The organism is Pseudomonas sp. TH32 (genome assembly GCF_016650855.1).
Classification (GTDB): Bacteria; Pseudomonadota; Gammaproteobacteria; order Pseudomonadales; family Pseudomonadaceae; genus Aquipseudomonas.
The window spans coordinates 2,442,319-2,457,722 of the sequence record NZ_JAEKFA010000002.1 but is presented as its reverse complement, the minus strand read 5'-3'; the positions used below and the strand labels follow the sequence as shown (position 1 = coordinate 2,457,722).

Annotated in this window: 12 protein-coding genes and 1 pseudogene; 4 read left to right on the top strand and 9 right to left on the bottom strand. The window is 61.1% G+C overall.

Annotated elements, in window-relative coordinates:
• Positions 1 to 43: 43 nt before the first annotated feature.
• The 8 genes and pseudogenes from JFV30_RS14900 to gloB form a co-directional block, all read right to left on the bottom strand.
• Complete coding sequence (locus JFV30_RS14900) at positions 44 to 1,342, bottom strand: DUF4329 domain-containing protein (RefSeq protein ID WP_201124442.1); 1,299 nt, start codon at positions 1,340 to 1,342, stop codon at positions 44 to 46.
• A 111-nt stretch (positions 1,343 to 1,453) separates the two neighbouring features.
• Positions 1,454 to 3,064 carry an ABC transporter ATP-binding protein gene (locus JFV30_RS14895; RefSeq protein ID WP_201124441.1) on the bottom strand — a complete coding sequence of 537 codons (1,611 nt, stop codon included), beginning with the start codon at positions 3,062 to 3,064 and terminating at the stop codon, positions 1,454 to 1,456.
• 1 nt (position 3,065) lies between these two features.
• A complete protein-coding gene (locus tag JFV30_RS14890) occupies positions 3,066 to 4,085 on the bottom strand; it encodes an ABC transporter permease (protein WP_010171680.1) in 1,020 nt (339 codons plus the stop codon).
• Between the two features lies 1 nt (position 4,086).
• Complete coding sequence (locus tag JFV30_RS14885; protein WP_017477557.1) at positions 4,087 to 5,160, bottom strand: microcin C ABC transporter permease YejB; 1,074 nt, start codon at positions 5,158 to 5,160, stop codon at positions 4,087 to 4,089.
• A gap of 1 nt (position 5,161) precedes the next feature.
• Positions 5,162 to 7,000: an extracellular solute-binding protein gene (locus tag JFV30_RS14880; protein ID WP_201124440.1), complete on the bottom strand. Its 1,839-nt coding sequence runs from the start codon at positions 6,998 to 7,000 to the stop codon at positions 5,162 to 5,164.
• Positions 6,997 to 8,826 carry an extracellular solute-binding protein gene (locus tag JFV30_RS14875; protein WP_201124439.1) on the bottom strand — a complete coding sequence of 610 codons (1,830 nt, stop codon included), beginning with the start codon at positions 8,824 to 8,826 and terminating at the stop codon, positions 6,997 to 6,999. The genes JFV30_RS14880 and JFV30_RS14875 overlap by 4 nt, the downstream gene beginning before the upstream one ends.
• Positions 8,827 to 8,994: 168 nt before the next feature.
• A complete protein-coding gene (locus tag JFV30_RS14870; protein ID WP_010171672.1) occupies positions 8,995 to 10,407 on the bottom strand; it encodes a lytic transglycosylase domain-containing protein in 1,413 nt (470 codons plus the stop codon).
• 98 nt (positions 10,408 to 10,505) lie between these two features.
• A pseudogene (gene gloB, locus JFV30_RS14865) lies at positions 10,506 to 11,272 on the bottom strand (hydroxyacylglutathione hydrolase).
• 65 nt (positions 11,273 to 11,337) lie between these two features.
• Between gloB and JFV30_RS14860 the strand changes: the two are divergent.
• The 3 genes from JFV30_RS14860 (at position 11,338) to dnaQ (ending at position 13,462) form a co-directional block, all read left to right on the top strand.
• Positions 11,338 to 12,096, top strand: a complete 759-nt coding sequence (locus JFV30_RS14860) for a class I SAM-dependent methyltransferase (protein ID WP_010171669.1) — start codon at positions 11,338 to 11,340, stop codon at positions 12,094 to 12,096.
• Between the two features lie 102 nt (positions 12,097 to 12,198).
• Positions 12,199 to 12,651: a ribonuclease HI gene (gene rnhA / locus JFV30_RS14855; RefSeq protein WP_010171667.1), complete on the top strand. Its 453-nt coding sequence runs from the start codon at positions 12,199 to 12,201 to the stop codon at positions 12,649 to 12,651.
• Between the two features lie 70 nt (positions 12,652 to 12,721).
• Positions 12,722 to 13,462, top strand: coding sequence for a DNA polymerase III subunit epsilon (gene dnaQ, locus JFV30_RS14850; RefSeq protein ID WP_201126196.1), 741 nt, complete (start codon positions 12,722 to 12,724; stop codon positions 13,460 to 13,462).
• Between the two features lie 3 nt (positions 13,463 to 13,465).
• Here dnaQ and JFV30_RS14845 read toward each other — a convergent pair whose 3' ends face one another.
• Positions 13,466 to 14,326 carry a LysR substrate-binding domain-containing protein gene (locus JFV30_RS14845; protein ID WP_371132002.1) on the bottom strand — a complete coding sequence of 287 codons (861 nt, stop codon included), beginning with the start codon at positions 14,324 to 14,326 and terminating at the stop codon, positions 13,466 to 13,468.
• A gap of 240 nt (positions 14,327 to 14,566) precedes the next feature.
• Between JFV30_RS14845 and JFV30_RS14840 the strand changes: the two genes are divergently transcribed.
• On the top strand, positions 14,567 to 15,403 hold the full coding sequence (locus JFV30_RS14840; protein ID WP_201124438.1) for a transporter substrate-binding domain-containing protein: 837 nt from the start codon (positions 14,567 to 14,569) through the stop codon (positions 15,401 to 15,403).
• Position 15,404: the final 1 nt, after the last annotated feature.

The window sequence follows — 15,404 nt, the reverse complement described above, 5'->3', positions numbered from 1 at the left end:
ATAAAGCGTTGCCGCATGACTGGCGTGAGGGCGCGATCATTGATCAGGGTGGGGGTGCAGGTGCCCAGTCGGCCGGGATCCGGCCGTGGCGGGTCCATGAGCCATGAGGGTGCAGTACGCGTAATTCGCCCGCCGCTGCCACTTGCCGAATGAACGCTTCGGGGCTCAGGGTGCCATTGGCCAGGGCGCGATGCACCTGGCAGCGGCTGCCGCCGAACGGGATGAGGACGTCGAGAAGGTGTTTTTCTTCCGGGGTGCCCAGGGAGGTGTATTGAAAAAGTGTCGCCTCCTGGGTGTAGAAGTAGGCGGACAGGTCGGGGTGCTGGAGCAGTTTTGACAACAGGGCGAATATCAATTCGGGCGAGACAAACAGACCCTTGCCGTTCAGAGCCAGGACGCTACTGTCGGAGCGGTTGCGCAACGGTGCGAAGTAGACGCCGCTGATGGTGTAGTCCGTTGGCAACTCCACCACTCCCACATCATTGCCCGGCAACAGGCTCTCGATGGCAAAGCCCGGGTCATTGATTGCCAGTGGGTAGGTGGGCACCACATGTTTCTCATGGGTGTGGGTCAGCAACAGGCCCGCGCTGAGTGTATGGGTGGTTGAGTGGGGCAGGTGTTGCAGTAACCAGTTCAGTGCTTCTACCGGCTTGAGGAAAGACGGGCCCAGGCGCTCGGCATTGATCAAGTCGTTGCCGTCGTGCAGCGGTTGCCATTTGGGCGATACGTCGCCCACAAAACGCCACAGTTGGCTGGCACGGATGACTTGCAGGCGTCCGGCGCCGGCCACCTGTTGAACGAAGCTCAACCGGCTGGCCGTCCCGGCAGCCAGCTCCTCGCTCAGGGGGCTGATCTTGCCGTTGGGTTTCTTGGGGGTGACGCGCAGCAGCAGGGCCTGGGTCAGGTCGGAGTCCGCGGGGGTAAATTTGAGTAGCGAACCGTCCGGATTCGACAGATAACAGGCTGCTCCCGGTGTCTGCTCGTAGAGCTTGATGGCCGCATAAATGTCGCCGGTGGAAAAGGAGTTGATTTCCAGCGGATCGGTGAGGACGTTGGGGTGGGAATGATAAATGCCCACCAAGTCCAAGTGGCGGGGCCATGTTGGGTGTCCGGCTGCGGTCCTGGGATAAACGTCGGCAGGTGTGAAACTGAAAGTCGAACCGCTCAAGGGCGTTGTGGCAATAAACCGCTCGCCGCGTTTGAAGATATAACCGCCATACTCTCGATCTCGCTGCTCGCCAATCAGTGCATGGGCGTAGGCGACGACGTCCTCGTCGCTGATGAATTCCGGCGTGTAGGTTGGGCGAAACGTCGGAGGTGAAACGGGTTCTGGTGGGGGCATGGTGACTTCACTGTGTGATAGATGAAGTCGAGCAGTATCAACAGCGTGAACCCCACGCAGTCGGTACTTATGTAGCCGCGCCCCGGAGCGCCCGGGGCACGTGCGAAGAGGTTACTGCGGGGTGGCGGGCACCAGAAACGCCGCCTCCAGCAATTGCCGCGTGTAGGCATGCCGGGGGTTGGCGAAGATCGCAGGTGCATCCCCTTGCTCTACCGCCTGCCCGTGCTTGACCACCATCAACTGGTGACTCAAGGCCTTGACCACCGCCAGGTCGTGGCTGATGAACAGGTAGGTCAGGTTGTACTTGGTTTGCAGGTTGCGCAGCAGCTCCACCACCTGGCGTTGTACGGTGCGGTCGAGGGCCGAGGTGGGTTCATCCAGCAAGATCAGGCGGGGCTTGAGCACCAGGGCCCGGGCGATGGCGATGCGCTGACGTTGACCTCCAGAGAATTCATGGGGGTAGCGATGCCGGCTTTCCGGGTCCAGGCCGACTTCCTTGAGCGCGGCGATGATCGCTGCTTCCTGTTCGGCCGCAGTGCCCATCTTGTGGATGCGCAGGCCTTCGCCGACGATCTCGCTCACGCACATGCGCGGGCTCAGGCTGCCGAACGGATCCTGGAACACCACCTGCATTTCCCGGCGCAGCGGGCGCACCTGCTGCTGGCTCAGTTTGTCCATCTGATGGCCTTCGAACCGAATGCCGCCTTTGCTCGCGATCAGCCGCAAAATCGCCAGGCCCAGAGTGGATTTGCCCGAGCCGCTTTCACCGACGATGCCCAGCGTCTGGCCCTGGGGCAGGCTGAAGTTGATGCCGTCCACCGCCTTGACGTAGTCGACGGTGCTGCGCAAGAAACCTTTCTTGATCGGGAACCAGACTTTCAGGTCCTCGACTTCCAGCAACGGCGGGCCGATTTCATTGGTGGCAGGGCCGCCGCTGGGTTCCGCCGCCAGCAGTTCCTGGGTGTATGGATGTTTGGGCGACTGGAACAGGGTTTCGCACTCGGCCTGTTCGACGATGCAGCCTTTTTGCATCACGCATACCCGGTGGGCAATGCGCCTTACCAGGTTCAGGTCGTGGCTGATCAGCAGCAAGGCCATGCCCAGGCGCGCCTGCAGTTCCTTGAGCAACTCCAGGATCTTTAACTGCACCGTGACGTCGAGTGCCGTGGTCGGCTCGTCCGCAATCAGCAACTCCGGCTCATTCGCCAGGGCCATCGCAATCATCACCCGCTGGCGCTGGCCGCCGGACAGCTCATGGGGCAGGGCCTTGAGGCGCTTGTGGGGTTCGGGGATGCCCACCAGTTCGAGCAACTCCAGGGTGCGTCGGGTGGCGACCTTGCCGGTCAGCCCCTTGTGCAGGCCCAGCACTTCGTTGATCTGCTTCTCGATGGAATGCAGCGGGTTCAACGAGGTCATCGGCTCCTGGAAAATCATCGCAATGCGGTTGCCGCGAATATGCCGCAGGGTCTTTTCTTTGAGCGTCAGCAAGTCATGGTTGGCGTACTGGATCGTGCCCGAAGGGTGGCGTGCCAGCGGGTAGGGCAGCAGGCGCAGGATCGAGTGCGCCGTCACCGACTTGCCCGAGCCGCTTTCACCCACCAGCGCCAGGGTTTCCCCGCGCTTGATATCGAAGCTGACGCTGTTCACCACCCGCTGGTGGCTGTTGCCTACGACGAACTCGACAGAGAGGTCGCGGACTTCGATCAGATTGTCCTGATTCATCTCATTTCCTCGGGTCGAAGGCATCGCGAGCGGACTCGCCGATAAACACCAGCAAACTCAACATGATCGCCAGTACGGCAAAGGCACTCATGCCCAGCCACGGCGCTTGCAGGTTGGATTTACCCTGGGCCACCAGTTCGCCCAGGGACGGCGAGCCGGCGGGCAGGCCGAAGCCCAGGAAGTCCAGGGCGGTGAGGGTACCGATGGCACCGGTCAGGATGAACGGCATGAAGGTCATGGTCGAAACCATGGCGTTGGGCAGGATATGGCGAAACATGATCGCGCCGTTCTGCATCCCCAGCGCCCGGGCCGCCCGCACGTATTCCAGGTTACGCCCACGCAGGAACTCGGCGCGCACCACGTCTACCAGACTCATCCAGGAAAACAGCAGCATGATCCCCAGCAGCCACCAGAAATTGGGCTGCACGAAACTGGCGAGGATGATCAACAGGTACAGCACCGGCAAGCCGGACCAGATTTCCAGGAACCGCTGGCCGGCCAGGTCGACCCAGCCGCCATAGAAACCCTGCAACGCGCCGGCGATCACGCCGATGATCGAACTGAGCACGGTGAGCGTCAGCGCAAACAGCACGGAAATCCTGAAGCCGTAGATCACCCGTGCCAGCACATCGCGGCCCTGGTCATCGGTGCCCAGCAGGTTGTCCCGCGACGGCGGGGCCGGGGCCGGAACCTTCAGGTCGTAGTTGATGCTCTGGTAGCTGAACGGGATCGGTGCCCACAACGTCCAGGCATCCTTGGCTTTGAGCAGCTCCTGGATATAGGGGCTTTTGTAGTTGGCTTCCAGCGGGAATTCACCGCCGAAGGTGGTCTCGGGGTAGCGCTTGAGGGCCGGGAAATACCAGTCGCCGTCGTAATGCACCGCCAGTGGCTTGTCGTTGGCGATCAACTCGGCGCCCAGGCTCAGGCCGAACAGGATCAGGAATAGCCACAGCGACCACCAGCCACGTTTGTTGGCCTTGAAGCGCTCGAACCGGCGACGATTGAGGGGGGATAGATTCATCTCAATGCTCCCGGCTGGCGAAGTCGATGCGCGGATCGACCAGGGTGTAGGTGAGGTCGCCGATCAACTTCACCACCAGCCCCAGCAGGGTGAAGATGAACAGCGTGCCGAACACCACCGGATAATCGCGGTTGATCGCCGCTTCAAAGCTCATCAGGCCCAGGCCGTCGAGGGAGAAGATCACTTCCACCAGCAAGGATCCGGTAAAGAAGATGCCGATGAAGGCTGACGGGAAGCCGGCAATCACCAGCAGCATCGCGTTGCGAAACACATGGCCGTACAGCACGCGGTGGTTGGTCAGGCCCTTGGCCTTGGCGGTGACCACGTATTGCTTGTTGATCTCGTCGAGGAAGCTGTTTTTGGTGAGCAGGGTCATGGTGGCGAAGTTGCCGATCACCAGCGCCGTCACCGGCAGTGCCAGGTGCCAGAAGTAATCGAGGATCTTGCCGCCCCAGCTCAACTCGTCAAAGTTGTTGGAGGTGAGCCCGCGTAACGGAAACCAGTCGAAGTAACTGCCGCCGGCGAACACCACGATCAGCAGGATCGCAAACAGGAACGCCGGGATCGCGTAGCCGACGATGATCGCCGAACTGGTCCACACGTCGAAATGGCTGCCGTGTCGCGTGGCCTTGGCGATGCCCAGCGGGATCGACACCAGGTACATGATCAGCGTGCTCCACAGCCCGAGGGAGATGGACACCGGCATCTTTTCCTTGATCAGGTCGATGACCTTGGCGTCACGGAAGAAGCTGTCGCCAAAATCCAGCCGGGCGTAGTTCTTGACCATGATCCACAAGCGTTCCGGCGCCGACTTGTCGAAGCCGTACATCTTCTCGATTTCCTTCACCAGCGCCGGGTCCAGGCCCTGGGCGCCGCGGTAGCTGGAGCCGGCCACCGAGACTTCGGCACCGCCACCGGCGATACGGCTGGTGGCGCCTTCAAAGCCTTCCAGCTTGGCGATCATCTGCTCCACCGGGCCACCGGGGGCGGCCTGGATGATCACAAAGTTGATCAGCAAAATGCCGAACAGGGTCGGGATGATCAGCAGCAGTCGGCGAACAATATAGGCCAGCATCTCAGTCGCCCCCGCTCGCCGGATCGGCGGTCTGGTTGGTGTCCAGGGTTACCGCAGGTTTGGCGTCGGGTTTGCTCCACCAGGTGGCGGTGCCGACGTCATAGCGCGGTGAGACTTTCGGGTGGCCGAGGTGGTCCCAATAGGCCACGCGGAAGGTCTTGATGTGCCAGTTGGGAATCACGTAGTAGCCGAACTGCAGCACGCGGTCCAGGGCCTTGGCGTGGGCTACCAGGCTCTTGCGCGAGTCGGAGTCGATGAGTTCTTCCACCAGTTGGTCGATGGCCGGGTCTTTCAGGCCGATGTAGTTGCGGCTGCCGGGCTTGTCGGCGCTGGACGACTTCCAGTACTCACGCTGCTCATTACCCGGCGAGGAGGACTGCGGGAAGCTGCCCACCACCATGTCGAAATCCCGCGAGCGGATGCGGTTGATGTACTGGGAGATATCCACCCGGCGAATCACCAGGTCAATCCCCAGGTCGGCCAGGTTGCGCTTGAACGGCAGCAGGATGCGTTCGAACTCGGTCTGGGCCAGCAGGAACTCGATGGTCACCGGCTTGCCCGTGGTGTCGACCATCTTGTCATCGACGATCTTCCAGCCGGCCTCTTGCAGCAACTGATAAGCCTCGCGCTGCTGGGTGCGGATCATGCCACTGGCGTCGGTCTTGGCAGGCTCGAAGGCATCGGTAAACACCTGGGGCGGGATCTTGTCCCGCAGCGGCTCAAGAATCGCCAGCTCGGCCGGGCCGGGCAGGCCGGTCGCGGCCATCTCGGAGTTTTCGAAATAGCTGCGGCTGCGGGTGTAGGCGCCGTTGAACAGCTGCTTGTTGCTCCATTCGAAGTCCAGCAGCAGGCTGATGGCCTTGCGTACCCGAACGTCCTGGAACATCGGCTTACGGATGTTGAACACGAAGCCCTGCATCCCGGTGGGGTTGCCGTTGGGGATTTCTTCCTTGATCAGGCGGCCCTGGGCAACGGCGGGGGTGTTGTAGGCGTTGGCCCAGTTTTTCGCGCTGATCTCCAGCCAGTAATCGAACTGCCCGGCCTTCAGCGCTTCAAGGGCCACGGTGTTGTCGCGGTAGTAGTCGGTGACGCGGTAATCGAAGTTGTAGAAGCCCTTGTTGATCGGCAGGTCCTTGGCCCAGTAATCCTTGACCCGCTCGTAGCGGATCGAACGCCCGGCCTTGACCTCGGCCACCTTGTACGGGCCGCTGCCCAACGGAATCTCCAGGTTGCCCTTGGAAAAGTCCCGGGTCTCCCAGTAATGCTTGGGCAATACCGTGAGTTGCCCGAGGATCAGCGGCAGTTCGCGATTATTGGTGCGCTTGAACTTGAACAACACGCGCAGCGGGTCTTCGGCGACCACTTCATCGACGTCGGCGTAGTAGGTTTTGTAGATCGGCGAGCCGTCTTTCATCAGCGTCTGGAAGCTGAACACCACGTCTTCGGCGCGAATCGGGTGGCCGTCGTGAAAGCGCGCTTCGGGGCGAATGTAGAAGCGCACCCAGCTGTTGTCCGGGGCCTTTTCGATCTTGCCGGCTACCAGGCCGTATTCGGTGATGGGTTCGTCCAGGCTTTGCTGGGCGAGGGTGTCGTAGATGAGGCCGATGTTGTCGGCCGGCACGCCCTTGCTGATGAACGGGTTGAGGCTGTCGAAGCCGCCCATGCTGGACTCGCGGAAGGTGCCGCCCTTGGGGGCCTCCGGGTTGACGTAGTCGACATGCTTGAAATCGGCGGGGTACTTGGGTGGTTCGTTGTAGAGGGTCAGGGCATGTTGCGGGGCCGCATTGGCGGCGCCGCACAACAACAGGCTGCCAAGGATCGCAGTACGCAAAGGTATCATTGGGCTTTCTCCGAAGCTTTCAGCCACCATGCGCTCAGGCCCAGGCTGTAGGGCGGCGTGGTGACGAAGGCGAACCGGTTGCGGTACGCCAGGCGATGATAGTTGAGGTACCAGTTGGGAATACTGTAGTGCTGCCACAGCAGGACGCGGTCGAGCGCCCGGCCGGCGGCCAATTGTTCTTCGCGGGTTTGCGCCGCCAGCAGTTGGTCCAGCAGATGGTCGACCACCGGGTTGGCGATGCCTGCGTAATTTTTGCTGCCCTTGACCGCCGCCTGGCTGGAGTGGAAATACTGCCACTGCTCAAGGCCGGGGCTGAGGGTCTGGTTGAGGGTCATCAGAATCATGTCGAAGTCGAATTGATCGAGGCGCTGTTTGTACTGTGCGCGGTCTACCGTACGCAAGCGGGCATCGACGCCGATGCTGGTCAAATTCTCGACATAGGGTTGCAGGATGCGCTCCAGGTTCGGATTCACCAGCAGGATCTCCAGGCGCAGCGGCTGGCCGTCACTGTTGAGCAGGCGTTGCCCGGACAGCTTCCAGCCGGCTTCGCCCAGCAACGCGAGGGCGCGGCGCAGGGTGTCCCGGGGGATGCCGCGACCGTCGGTCTGGGGCAGGCTGAAGGGTTGGGTAAACAGGTTGGCCGGCAGTTGATCGCGATAGGGCGACAACATCAGCCACTCATGACCGGTGGGCACGCCGGTGGCGGAGAATTCGCTGTTGGGGTAGTAGCTGAGGGTGCGTTTATAGGCGCCGCTGAACAGGGTGCGGTTGGTCCACTCGAAATCAAACATCAAGCCCAGGGCTTCACGCACCTTGGCCTGGCTGAAGGTCGGGCGCCGGCTGTTCATGAACAGGCCCTGGCTCTGGGTCGGAATCTGGTGGGCGATCTGCGCCTTGATCACATCGCCACGGTTGACCGCCGGGAAGTTGTAGCCGTTGGCCCAGTTCTTCGCCTGGTGCTCGATATAGATATCGAACTCGCCGGCCTTGAACGCTTCGAAGGCCACGTCGCTGTCACGGTAAAACTCCACCTCGACCTTGTCGTAGTTATAGAAACCACGGTTGACCGCCAGGTCCTTGCCCCAGTAATCCTTGACCCGTTCGAACACCAGCTGGCGTCCCGGCGAGACCTTTGTGATGCGGTAAGGCCCGCTGCCCAGCGGCGGCTCGAAGGTGGTGGCCTTGAAGTCACGGTTTTTCCAGTAATGCTGGGGCAATACCGGAAGCTCCCCAAGGCGCAGGATCAGCAACGGGTTGCCGGCACGCTTGAACACAAAACGAATGCGATGCCGATTGAGAATGTCGACCCGGGCGACTTCCTGCAGGTTGGTGCGGTACTGCGGGTGGCCTTCGGTCAGCAGCGTGCGATAGGAAAACGCCACGTCGTAGGCGGTAATCGGCTTGCCATCGTGGAAGCGTGCTTCAGGGCGCAGGTTGAACACTACCCAACTGCGGTCTTCGCTATATTCCACCGACTGGGCAATCAGGCCGTAGCTGGACGTTGGTTCATCGCCGGACGGGGCGTACTGGCCGGTGCCGACCATCAGCGGCTCATTGAGCTCGTTGACGCCGTATTGCAGGAAGTTGGCGGTGGAGACCGGGCTTGAGCCCTTGAAGGTATAAGGGTTGAGGGTGTCGAACGTGCCAAACGCCATCACCCGCAGTGTGCCGCCTTTTGGCGCTGCAGGGTTTACCCAGTCGAAGTGGGTGAATTTGGCCGGGTACTTGAGCATGCCGAACTGCGCATAACCGTGGCTCTCGGTAATGGTCGCGTTCGCGGAAAAGCTCAAGGCCAGACTTATTAGTAGAAGGAGGGGACGCTTCAAGTCAGAGATCCGATCCAGGCGGCTTGGACTTTATGAACCGTACAGTAACAGCTTGTTCCGATTGGAAAAAGGCTGGTGCCGTGGGAGGAAGACTACAGGCTTGGGGGGTGATAAGGAGGGCGAACAAAAAAGGGGGAACGGTCGCCCGTTCCCCCCTGTATTTGCTGCTTAGCGTGGCCCGGAAACCACCAGCATCTGCCCGGGCTTCAGCGCCTGGCCAGTGCGCGGGTTCCAGCGCTTGAGATGTTGCATCTCGACGTTGAAGCGCTTGGCGACGATGTACAGCGAGTCGCCTTTCTTGACCTTGTATTGCACCGGCTTCTTGCTGTCGGCCTTGGCCACCAGCTTGCGGGTGTCCTGCATCACCAGGGTCTGGCCGACCTTCAGCGCCTGGCCATTGAGCTTGTTCCAGCGCTGCAAATCATGCACGTCGACCTTGTTGGCCTTGGCAATCAGCGTCAGGTTGTCGCCGCTGCGGACCTTGTAGTTGCGGGTGCGACCGGCAATAGCCTTGTGCTCAACGTCGTCGAACACCGGCTTTTTCGGGCGCATGCTCAGCAATTCTTCCGGCTTCATCGCCGAAAGGCTGCTGGCCAGCAACTGCGCCTTGGAGGTGGGCACCAGCAAATGCTGCGGGCCGTCCAAGGTGGTGCGCTGCTTCAGGGCGGGGTTGAGCTGGAACAGTTCGTCTTCGTCAATCTCGGCCAGCGCGGCGACCCGTGACAGGTCCATGCTCGTTTTGATTTCTACCACTTCAAAGTACGGCGTGTTGGCAATCGGGTTCAGGTTGACACCGTATGCCTCGGGGGCCAGCACCACCTGGGACAGCGCCAGGAACTTGGGCACGTAGTCCTTGGTTTCCTGGGGCAGTGGCAGGTTCCAGTAGTCTGTCGGCAAGCCGAGCTTCTCGTTACGCTCGATGGCCCGGCTGACCGTGCCTTCACCTGCGTTGTAAGCCGCCAGGGCCAGCAGCCAGTCGCCGTTGAACATGTCATGCAGACGTGTCAGGTAGTCCAGGGCGGCGGTGGTAGAGGCGGTGATGTCGCGGCGGCCGTCGTAGGCGCGGGTCTGGCGCAGGTTGAAGTAGCGCCCGGTGGCGGGAACGAACTGCCACAGGCCGACCGCATCGCTGCGGGAATAGGCCATCGGGTTGTAGGCGCTTTCAATCACTGGCAGCAGCGCCAGCTCCAGGGGCATGTTGCGCTCTTCAAGGCGTTCGACGATGTAATGAATGTAGAGGCTGCCGCGTTCGCCGGCGTTCTCAAGAAAGGAAGGGTTGCTGGCAAACCACAATCGTTGCTGTTCAATGCGCGGGTTGACGCCTAACCCGTCCTGCAATTGAAAGCCCCGACGCATGCGCTCCCAGACATCCTGGGGCACTTCCGGGCTTGGCTTCTCTGATAGCCAAAGGGGTTTTTGCTTGATCTTGGCGGTAAGGTTTGGCTTGGGTTGCACGGTGGATTGTGCGGCAAAATTAGTCGATTGGCAGCCCGCCAGAGTAGCGGACACAGCCACCGCCACGGCTTGAGCCAGGCGGGTCAATGCGTCTGAATGGTTGGTTTTACGAATAGATGACGACATTGGCTGGAAGTAAGTTCCGGGCAAAAATGTCGGGCGATTCTAGAAAGCGCGTGGGTTGCGGTCAACCATTCAGAAATTACGTACTAAATTCCGCGCGCTTAGAACGTATCTTTCCAAGACCTCAAGCTAGCAAACACCTCGCTCCCGGCCCGGTTATCCCGGCCATTCCGTTCGTCTGCTTTTTCTTTAACGGATGTTTCAGAGGTCCGCAAAAAAGGGTTAGTGAGTTTTTCCAGGGCCAGGTTCGAGGGCAGCGTCATCTCGCCGTTGGCCCGCAGTTGCCGGACGTTCTCCACCCGTTCGGCGATATCCGCGTTATGCGGTTCCACGGCCTGGGCGAATTTCAGGTTGCTTTGTGTGTATTCGTGGGTGCAGTACACCAGCGTGTTCGCCGGCAATGCCGCCAGGCGCTCAAGGGAGGTGTGCATTTGTTGCGGGGTGCCTTCGAACAGGCGGCCACAACCGGCGGCGAACAGGGTGTCACCACAGAACAGCACGCCCTGGTGATAAAAGGCGATATGGCCGAGGGTGTGGCCGGGTACGGCAAACACCTGAAGTCCCAGCCCAGGACGTTGATCCGGTCGTTATCCTGGAGTGCGACGTCCCGCGCCGGGATCTTTTCATTGGCCGGGCCGTAGACCGTGGCGCCCGAAACACTTTTAAGTTGCTCGACGCCGCCGACATGATCATGGTGATGGTGAGTCACCAGGATGTCGCTGAGGGTCCAGTCGGGGTGCTGCTGGAGCCAGGCCAGCACGGGCGCGGCATCACCGGGGTCGACCACGGCGCAGCGCTTGTTCGGCTGATCCTGTAACAACCAGATGTAGTTATCGGTGAAGGCGGGCAGGGCACTGATCTGTATCATTCTTTGATTCGCCAAGCTGAACACATTGGTGCATCTTAGAACTTCTTGGCGAGTTGGAGAATGCAATGACTGATAAAGCGTTCGCCCAGGCCGATCCCGAGTGGCTGGCACTGATCGGTGCCGCCCGTGAATGGCTGTCCGGGCCTATCGGGCAATTTTTGCTGGATGAAGAGCGGCGCATGCTCGAAGACGAGCTGGGCCGGTTCTTTGGCGGTTACCTGGTGCATTACGGTCCGTCGGCACAAACCCCGCCGTCGGCGCCTCAGGTGCAACGCAATGTGCGCCTGGGGGCGCCATTGCCGGGTGTTGAAATCGTGTGCGAGGAGCAGGCCTGGCCGTTGAGCGAGCATGCCGCCGACGTGGTGGTGTTGCAGCATGGGCTGGATTTCTGCCTGTCGCCCCACGGTTTGCTGCGTGAAGCGGCCAGCAGTGTGCGCCCAGGTGGCCATTTGCTGATCATTGGTATCAACCCCTGGAGCAGTTGGGGGTTGCGCCACGTGTTCGCCCACGACGGGCTGCGCCAGGCGCGCTGCATCTCGCCGTCGCGGGTGGGCGACTGGTTGAACCTGCTGGGCTTTGCGCTGGAGAAACGCCGCTTCGGGTGCTATCGTCCGCCGCTTGCGTCTGCCAAGTGGCAGGGCCGGCTGGCCGGCTGGGAGCGCAGGGCCGGTGCCTGGCAATTGTCCGGTGGTGGTTTCTACCTGTTGGTGGCGCGCAAGATCGTCGTTGGCCTGCGCCCGGTGCGCCAGGTACGCCGCGAACCGATGGGCAAGCTGGTGCCGATGCCGATGGCCAAGGTCAATCGCAAGCAGAGCGAGCAGTAAACCTACCTTTTTTGATTTCAGGTCGAGCCTCTCGACCTCGGGCCTTTGTCGGTCGATTATCGGCAACCCGCTTTGATGGATCCCGCTTTGATGGATAGTGAAATGACCGATAGCGTAGAACTCTTCACCGATGGCGCCTGCAAGGGCAACCCCGGTCCCGGCGGATGGGGCGCCTTGCTGGTGTGCAAGGGCGTGGAGAAGGAACTGTGGGGCGGCGAGGCCAACACCACCAACAACCGCATGGAGCTGATGGGCGCGATTCGCGGCCTTGAAGAGCTCAAACGCCGTTGTGACGTGTTGCTGGTGACCGACTCCCAGTACGTGATGAAGGGCATCAACGAGTGGATGGTCAACTGGAAGAAGCGCGGCTGGAAGACCGCCGCCAAGGAACCGGTGAAAAACGCCGACCTGTGGCAGTTGCTCGATGAGCAATGCAACCGCCACAACATCACCTGGAAGTGGGTGCGCGGGCACATCGGCCACCCGGGTAACGAGCGGGCCGACCAGTTGGCCAACCGTGGCGTGGATGACGTGCGCGGCTACAAGCAGAGCTGATGACGGCTGACGTGTTAAGATCCCGCCCCTTGAAATGTACCAAACCGTTGAGAGCTGAACCCTGATGGCCATCCGATCTGTTGTACTCGATACCGAAACCACCGGCATGCCGGTGACCGACGGCCACCGGATCATTGAAATCGGCTGCGTCGAACTGATGGGCCGCCGCCTCACTGGCCGGCACTTCCACGTCTACCTGCAACCGGATCGGGAAAGTGATGAAGGCGCCATCGGCGTCCACGGCATCACCAACGAATTCCTGGTGGGCAAGCCGCGGTTTGCCGAAGTGGCCGATGAGTTCTTCGAGTTCATCAACGGCGCGCAGCTGATCATCCATAACGCGGCGTTCGACGTTGGCTTCATCAACAACGAATTTGCGCTGATGGGCCAGACCGATCGGGCTGACATTACCCAGCACTGCTCGATCCTCGATACCCTGATGATGGCGCGTGAGCGTCACCCGGGCCAGCGCAACAGCCTCGATGCATTGTGCAAACGCTATGGCGTCGACAACTCCGGTCGTGAACTCCACGGCGCGTTGCTCGACTCCGAGATTCTCGCCGACGTTTACCTGACCATGACCGGCGGCCAGACCAGCCTGTCCCTGGCCGGCAACGCGTCGGATGGCAACGGTTCGGCAGAAGGCTCGGGCAATCGCCCTTCGGGAATCCGCCGCCTGCCAGCGGATCGCCAGCCCACCACGATCATTCGCGCCAGCGAGCAGGACATGGCCGAGCACGCAGCGCGTCTGGAGGCGATCGCCAAATCTGCCGGCGCCCCGGCGCTGTGGACCCAATTGACCCAGCAATAACCGTCACCCCAGTGCCAGCCCCTGGCTGGCCCTGATCAAGTCATACGCCTTGCGCGCAATCGGGTTCGCCGTGTTCGGGCGGATCCACAGGTAGTACGTCACCTCTGGCATCCTCGGCAGCCCATCGTTCTCCCCCAATACCCGCATGTCCGGCCCGAGCATTTCCATGCTCCGTGGGGTCACGCCCAACCCTGCGCGGGTGGCGGCCTTGATCCCGATCAGGTTCGACGCCAGATACGCCTGGCGCCACGGGATATTCGCCCGTTCCAGCGCCTCCAGTGCATAACGTCGATAGATACTCGGCTCATCCACCAGAATCAGCGGCAGCGGTTCGCTCGGCGAATGAATGTATTGCGCCGAACAGATCCACCACACCGGCGAAGTGCGCAACGCAAAGCCTTCCAGGTTGGCGTCGGCGCGGGTGGAAATCACCATGTCGACCTTGCCCCGGTGCAAGTCATCCATCAGGAACGGGCTGCGGCCCACATCGATCTCCAGGCGCAGGCGCGGCGCCGAACGGGCGATGTGGCTGAGGATCGGCGGCAGGATGGTGTCGGCGATGTCATGGGGCGAGCCGATGCGCAGCACGCCGCTGAGGCTGCTTTCCCGCAGGGAATTAAGCGCGTCGTCATTCAGCGACAGCATCTGCCGCGCATGCCGTAATAACTGCAAGCCCGGTTCCGTCAGCTGTTTTTGCCGGCCGCGTTTCTCAAACAGGCTGACCCCCACTTGCTGTTCGAGGCGCTGCATATGCTGGGTAACGGAGGATTGCGTGCGTGCCAGGTGGGTGCCGGCTTCGGCAAAGCTGTGGTGGTCGACCACGGCAATAAAGGTGCGGAGCAGTTCGAGATCGAGGGTCGACATGGCCATTCCAGGGCGTTTTTTATATCAAGGGTGCGAAGATAAACATTACAGATGTTTATGTTTTGTCGCGTCGAATTTTTGCGAGGGCTAATGATTTCGAGTATATGGCCAAAAAGCAGCGCGTCCATATACGGGAAGTTATAACGATATTAGATATTTGAATTTCCGTTACCCCGGCACTCTCCCTAGCATGCCCCCACATCAGGTCGGGGTACGCCGATCGCTAATGAGGGGAGTTCCATGGGTTTTGTGCGCGCGGCGGTAAAACGAAGGTTGCCTGTGGTCCTGGGCGCATTGATTGCCCTGGGCGGCAGCGTGGTGGCTCAGGCCGATGCGACCCTGGACAAGATCCAGCAGCGCCATGTGCTGGTGGTCGGCGTGCTGCTCTCCGGCGGGCCGTTTGGCGGCATCGACCCTGCTACCCAGAAGCCCAAGGGCCTTAACGTCGACCTGGCCAACGAGCTGGGCCGTCAGTTGGGCGCCGAAGTGCAACTGGTGCCGGTATTGCCGGCCAACCGCGTGCAGTTCCTGCAACAGGGCAAAGTCGATCTGCTGATCGCGAATATGGAATGGACCGCCGAGCGTGGCGACATCCTCGGTTTCGTGCCGACCCCGTTCTACAAGATCGGCGGCACCGCAGCGGTGCTCAAGGACAGCAAGATCACCCGCTGGGCAGACCTCAAGGACCAGCCGGTGTGCACCTCCCAGGGCAGCAGCTACGTTAAGCCACTGACCGAGCTTGGCGCGCAGATCAAGGCCTTCAAAAGCTCCTCCGAATCCCTGCTGGCCCTGCGTGGCAACAACTGCGTCGCCGCCGTGCATGACTCCACGCTGGTCAACCCGCTGATCAACGACAGCGCCGAATGGAAGGATTACCGCACCCTCAGCCCCGAGTTGAATCCTGCACCGTCGGTGATCTGGACTCGCCGTGGCGAGAGCGACACCCAGGCCAGACTCGACCCGATCGTCAAGGAGCTGCACCGCAGCGGCTGGCTGATCGACGCCCAGACCCGCAACCACATCACCCCGGCTTCCCCGGCGCTGGTGGAGTTGCAGAAACAGTTCAAGGGCGCCTGAG

Coding starts and splice junctions, on each gene's coding strand:
- JFV30_RS14900 (WP_201124442.1), bottom strand. CDS start 1,342: ATGCCCCCACCAGAACCCGTTTCACCTCCGACGTTTCGCCCAACCTAC.
- JFV30_RS14895 (WP_201124441.1), bottom strand. CDS start 3,064: ATGAATCAGGACAATCTGATCGAAGTCCGCGACCTCTCTGTCGAGTTC.
- JFV30_RS14890 (WP_010171680.1), bottom strand. CDS start 4,085: ATGAATCTATCCCCCCTCAATCGTCGCCGGTTCGAGCGCTTCAAGGCC.
- JFV30_RS14885 (WP_017477557.1), bottom strand. CDS start 5,160: ATGCTGGCCTATATTGTTCGCCGACTGCTGCTGATCATCCCGACCCTG.
- JFV30_RS14880 (WP_201124440.1), bottom strand. CDS start 7,000: ATGATACCTTTGCGTACTGCGATCCTTGGCAGCCTGTTGTTGTGCGGC.
- JFV30_RS14870 (WP_010171672.1), bottom strand. CDS start 10,407: ATGTCGTCATCTATTCGTAAAACCAACCATTCAGACGCATTGACCCGC.
- JFV30_RS14860 (WP_010171669.1), top strand. CDS start 11,338: ATGACTGATAAAGCGTTCGCCCAGGCCGATCCCGAGTGGCTGGCACTG.
- rnhA (WP_010171667.1), top strand. CDS start 12,199: ATGACCGATAGCGTAGAACTCTTCACCGATGGCGCCTGCAAGGGCAAC.
- JFV30_RS14845 (WP_371132002.1), bottom strand. CDS start 14,326: ATGTCGACCCTCGATCTCGAACTGCTCCGCACCTTTATTGCCGTGGTC.
- JFV30_RS14840 (WP_201124438.1), top strand. CDS start 14,567: ATGGGTTTTGTGCGCGCGGCGGTAAAACGAAGGTTGCCTGTGGTCCTG.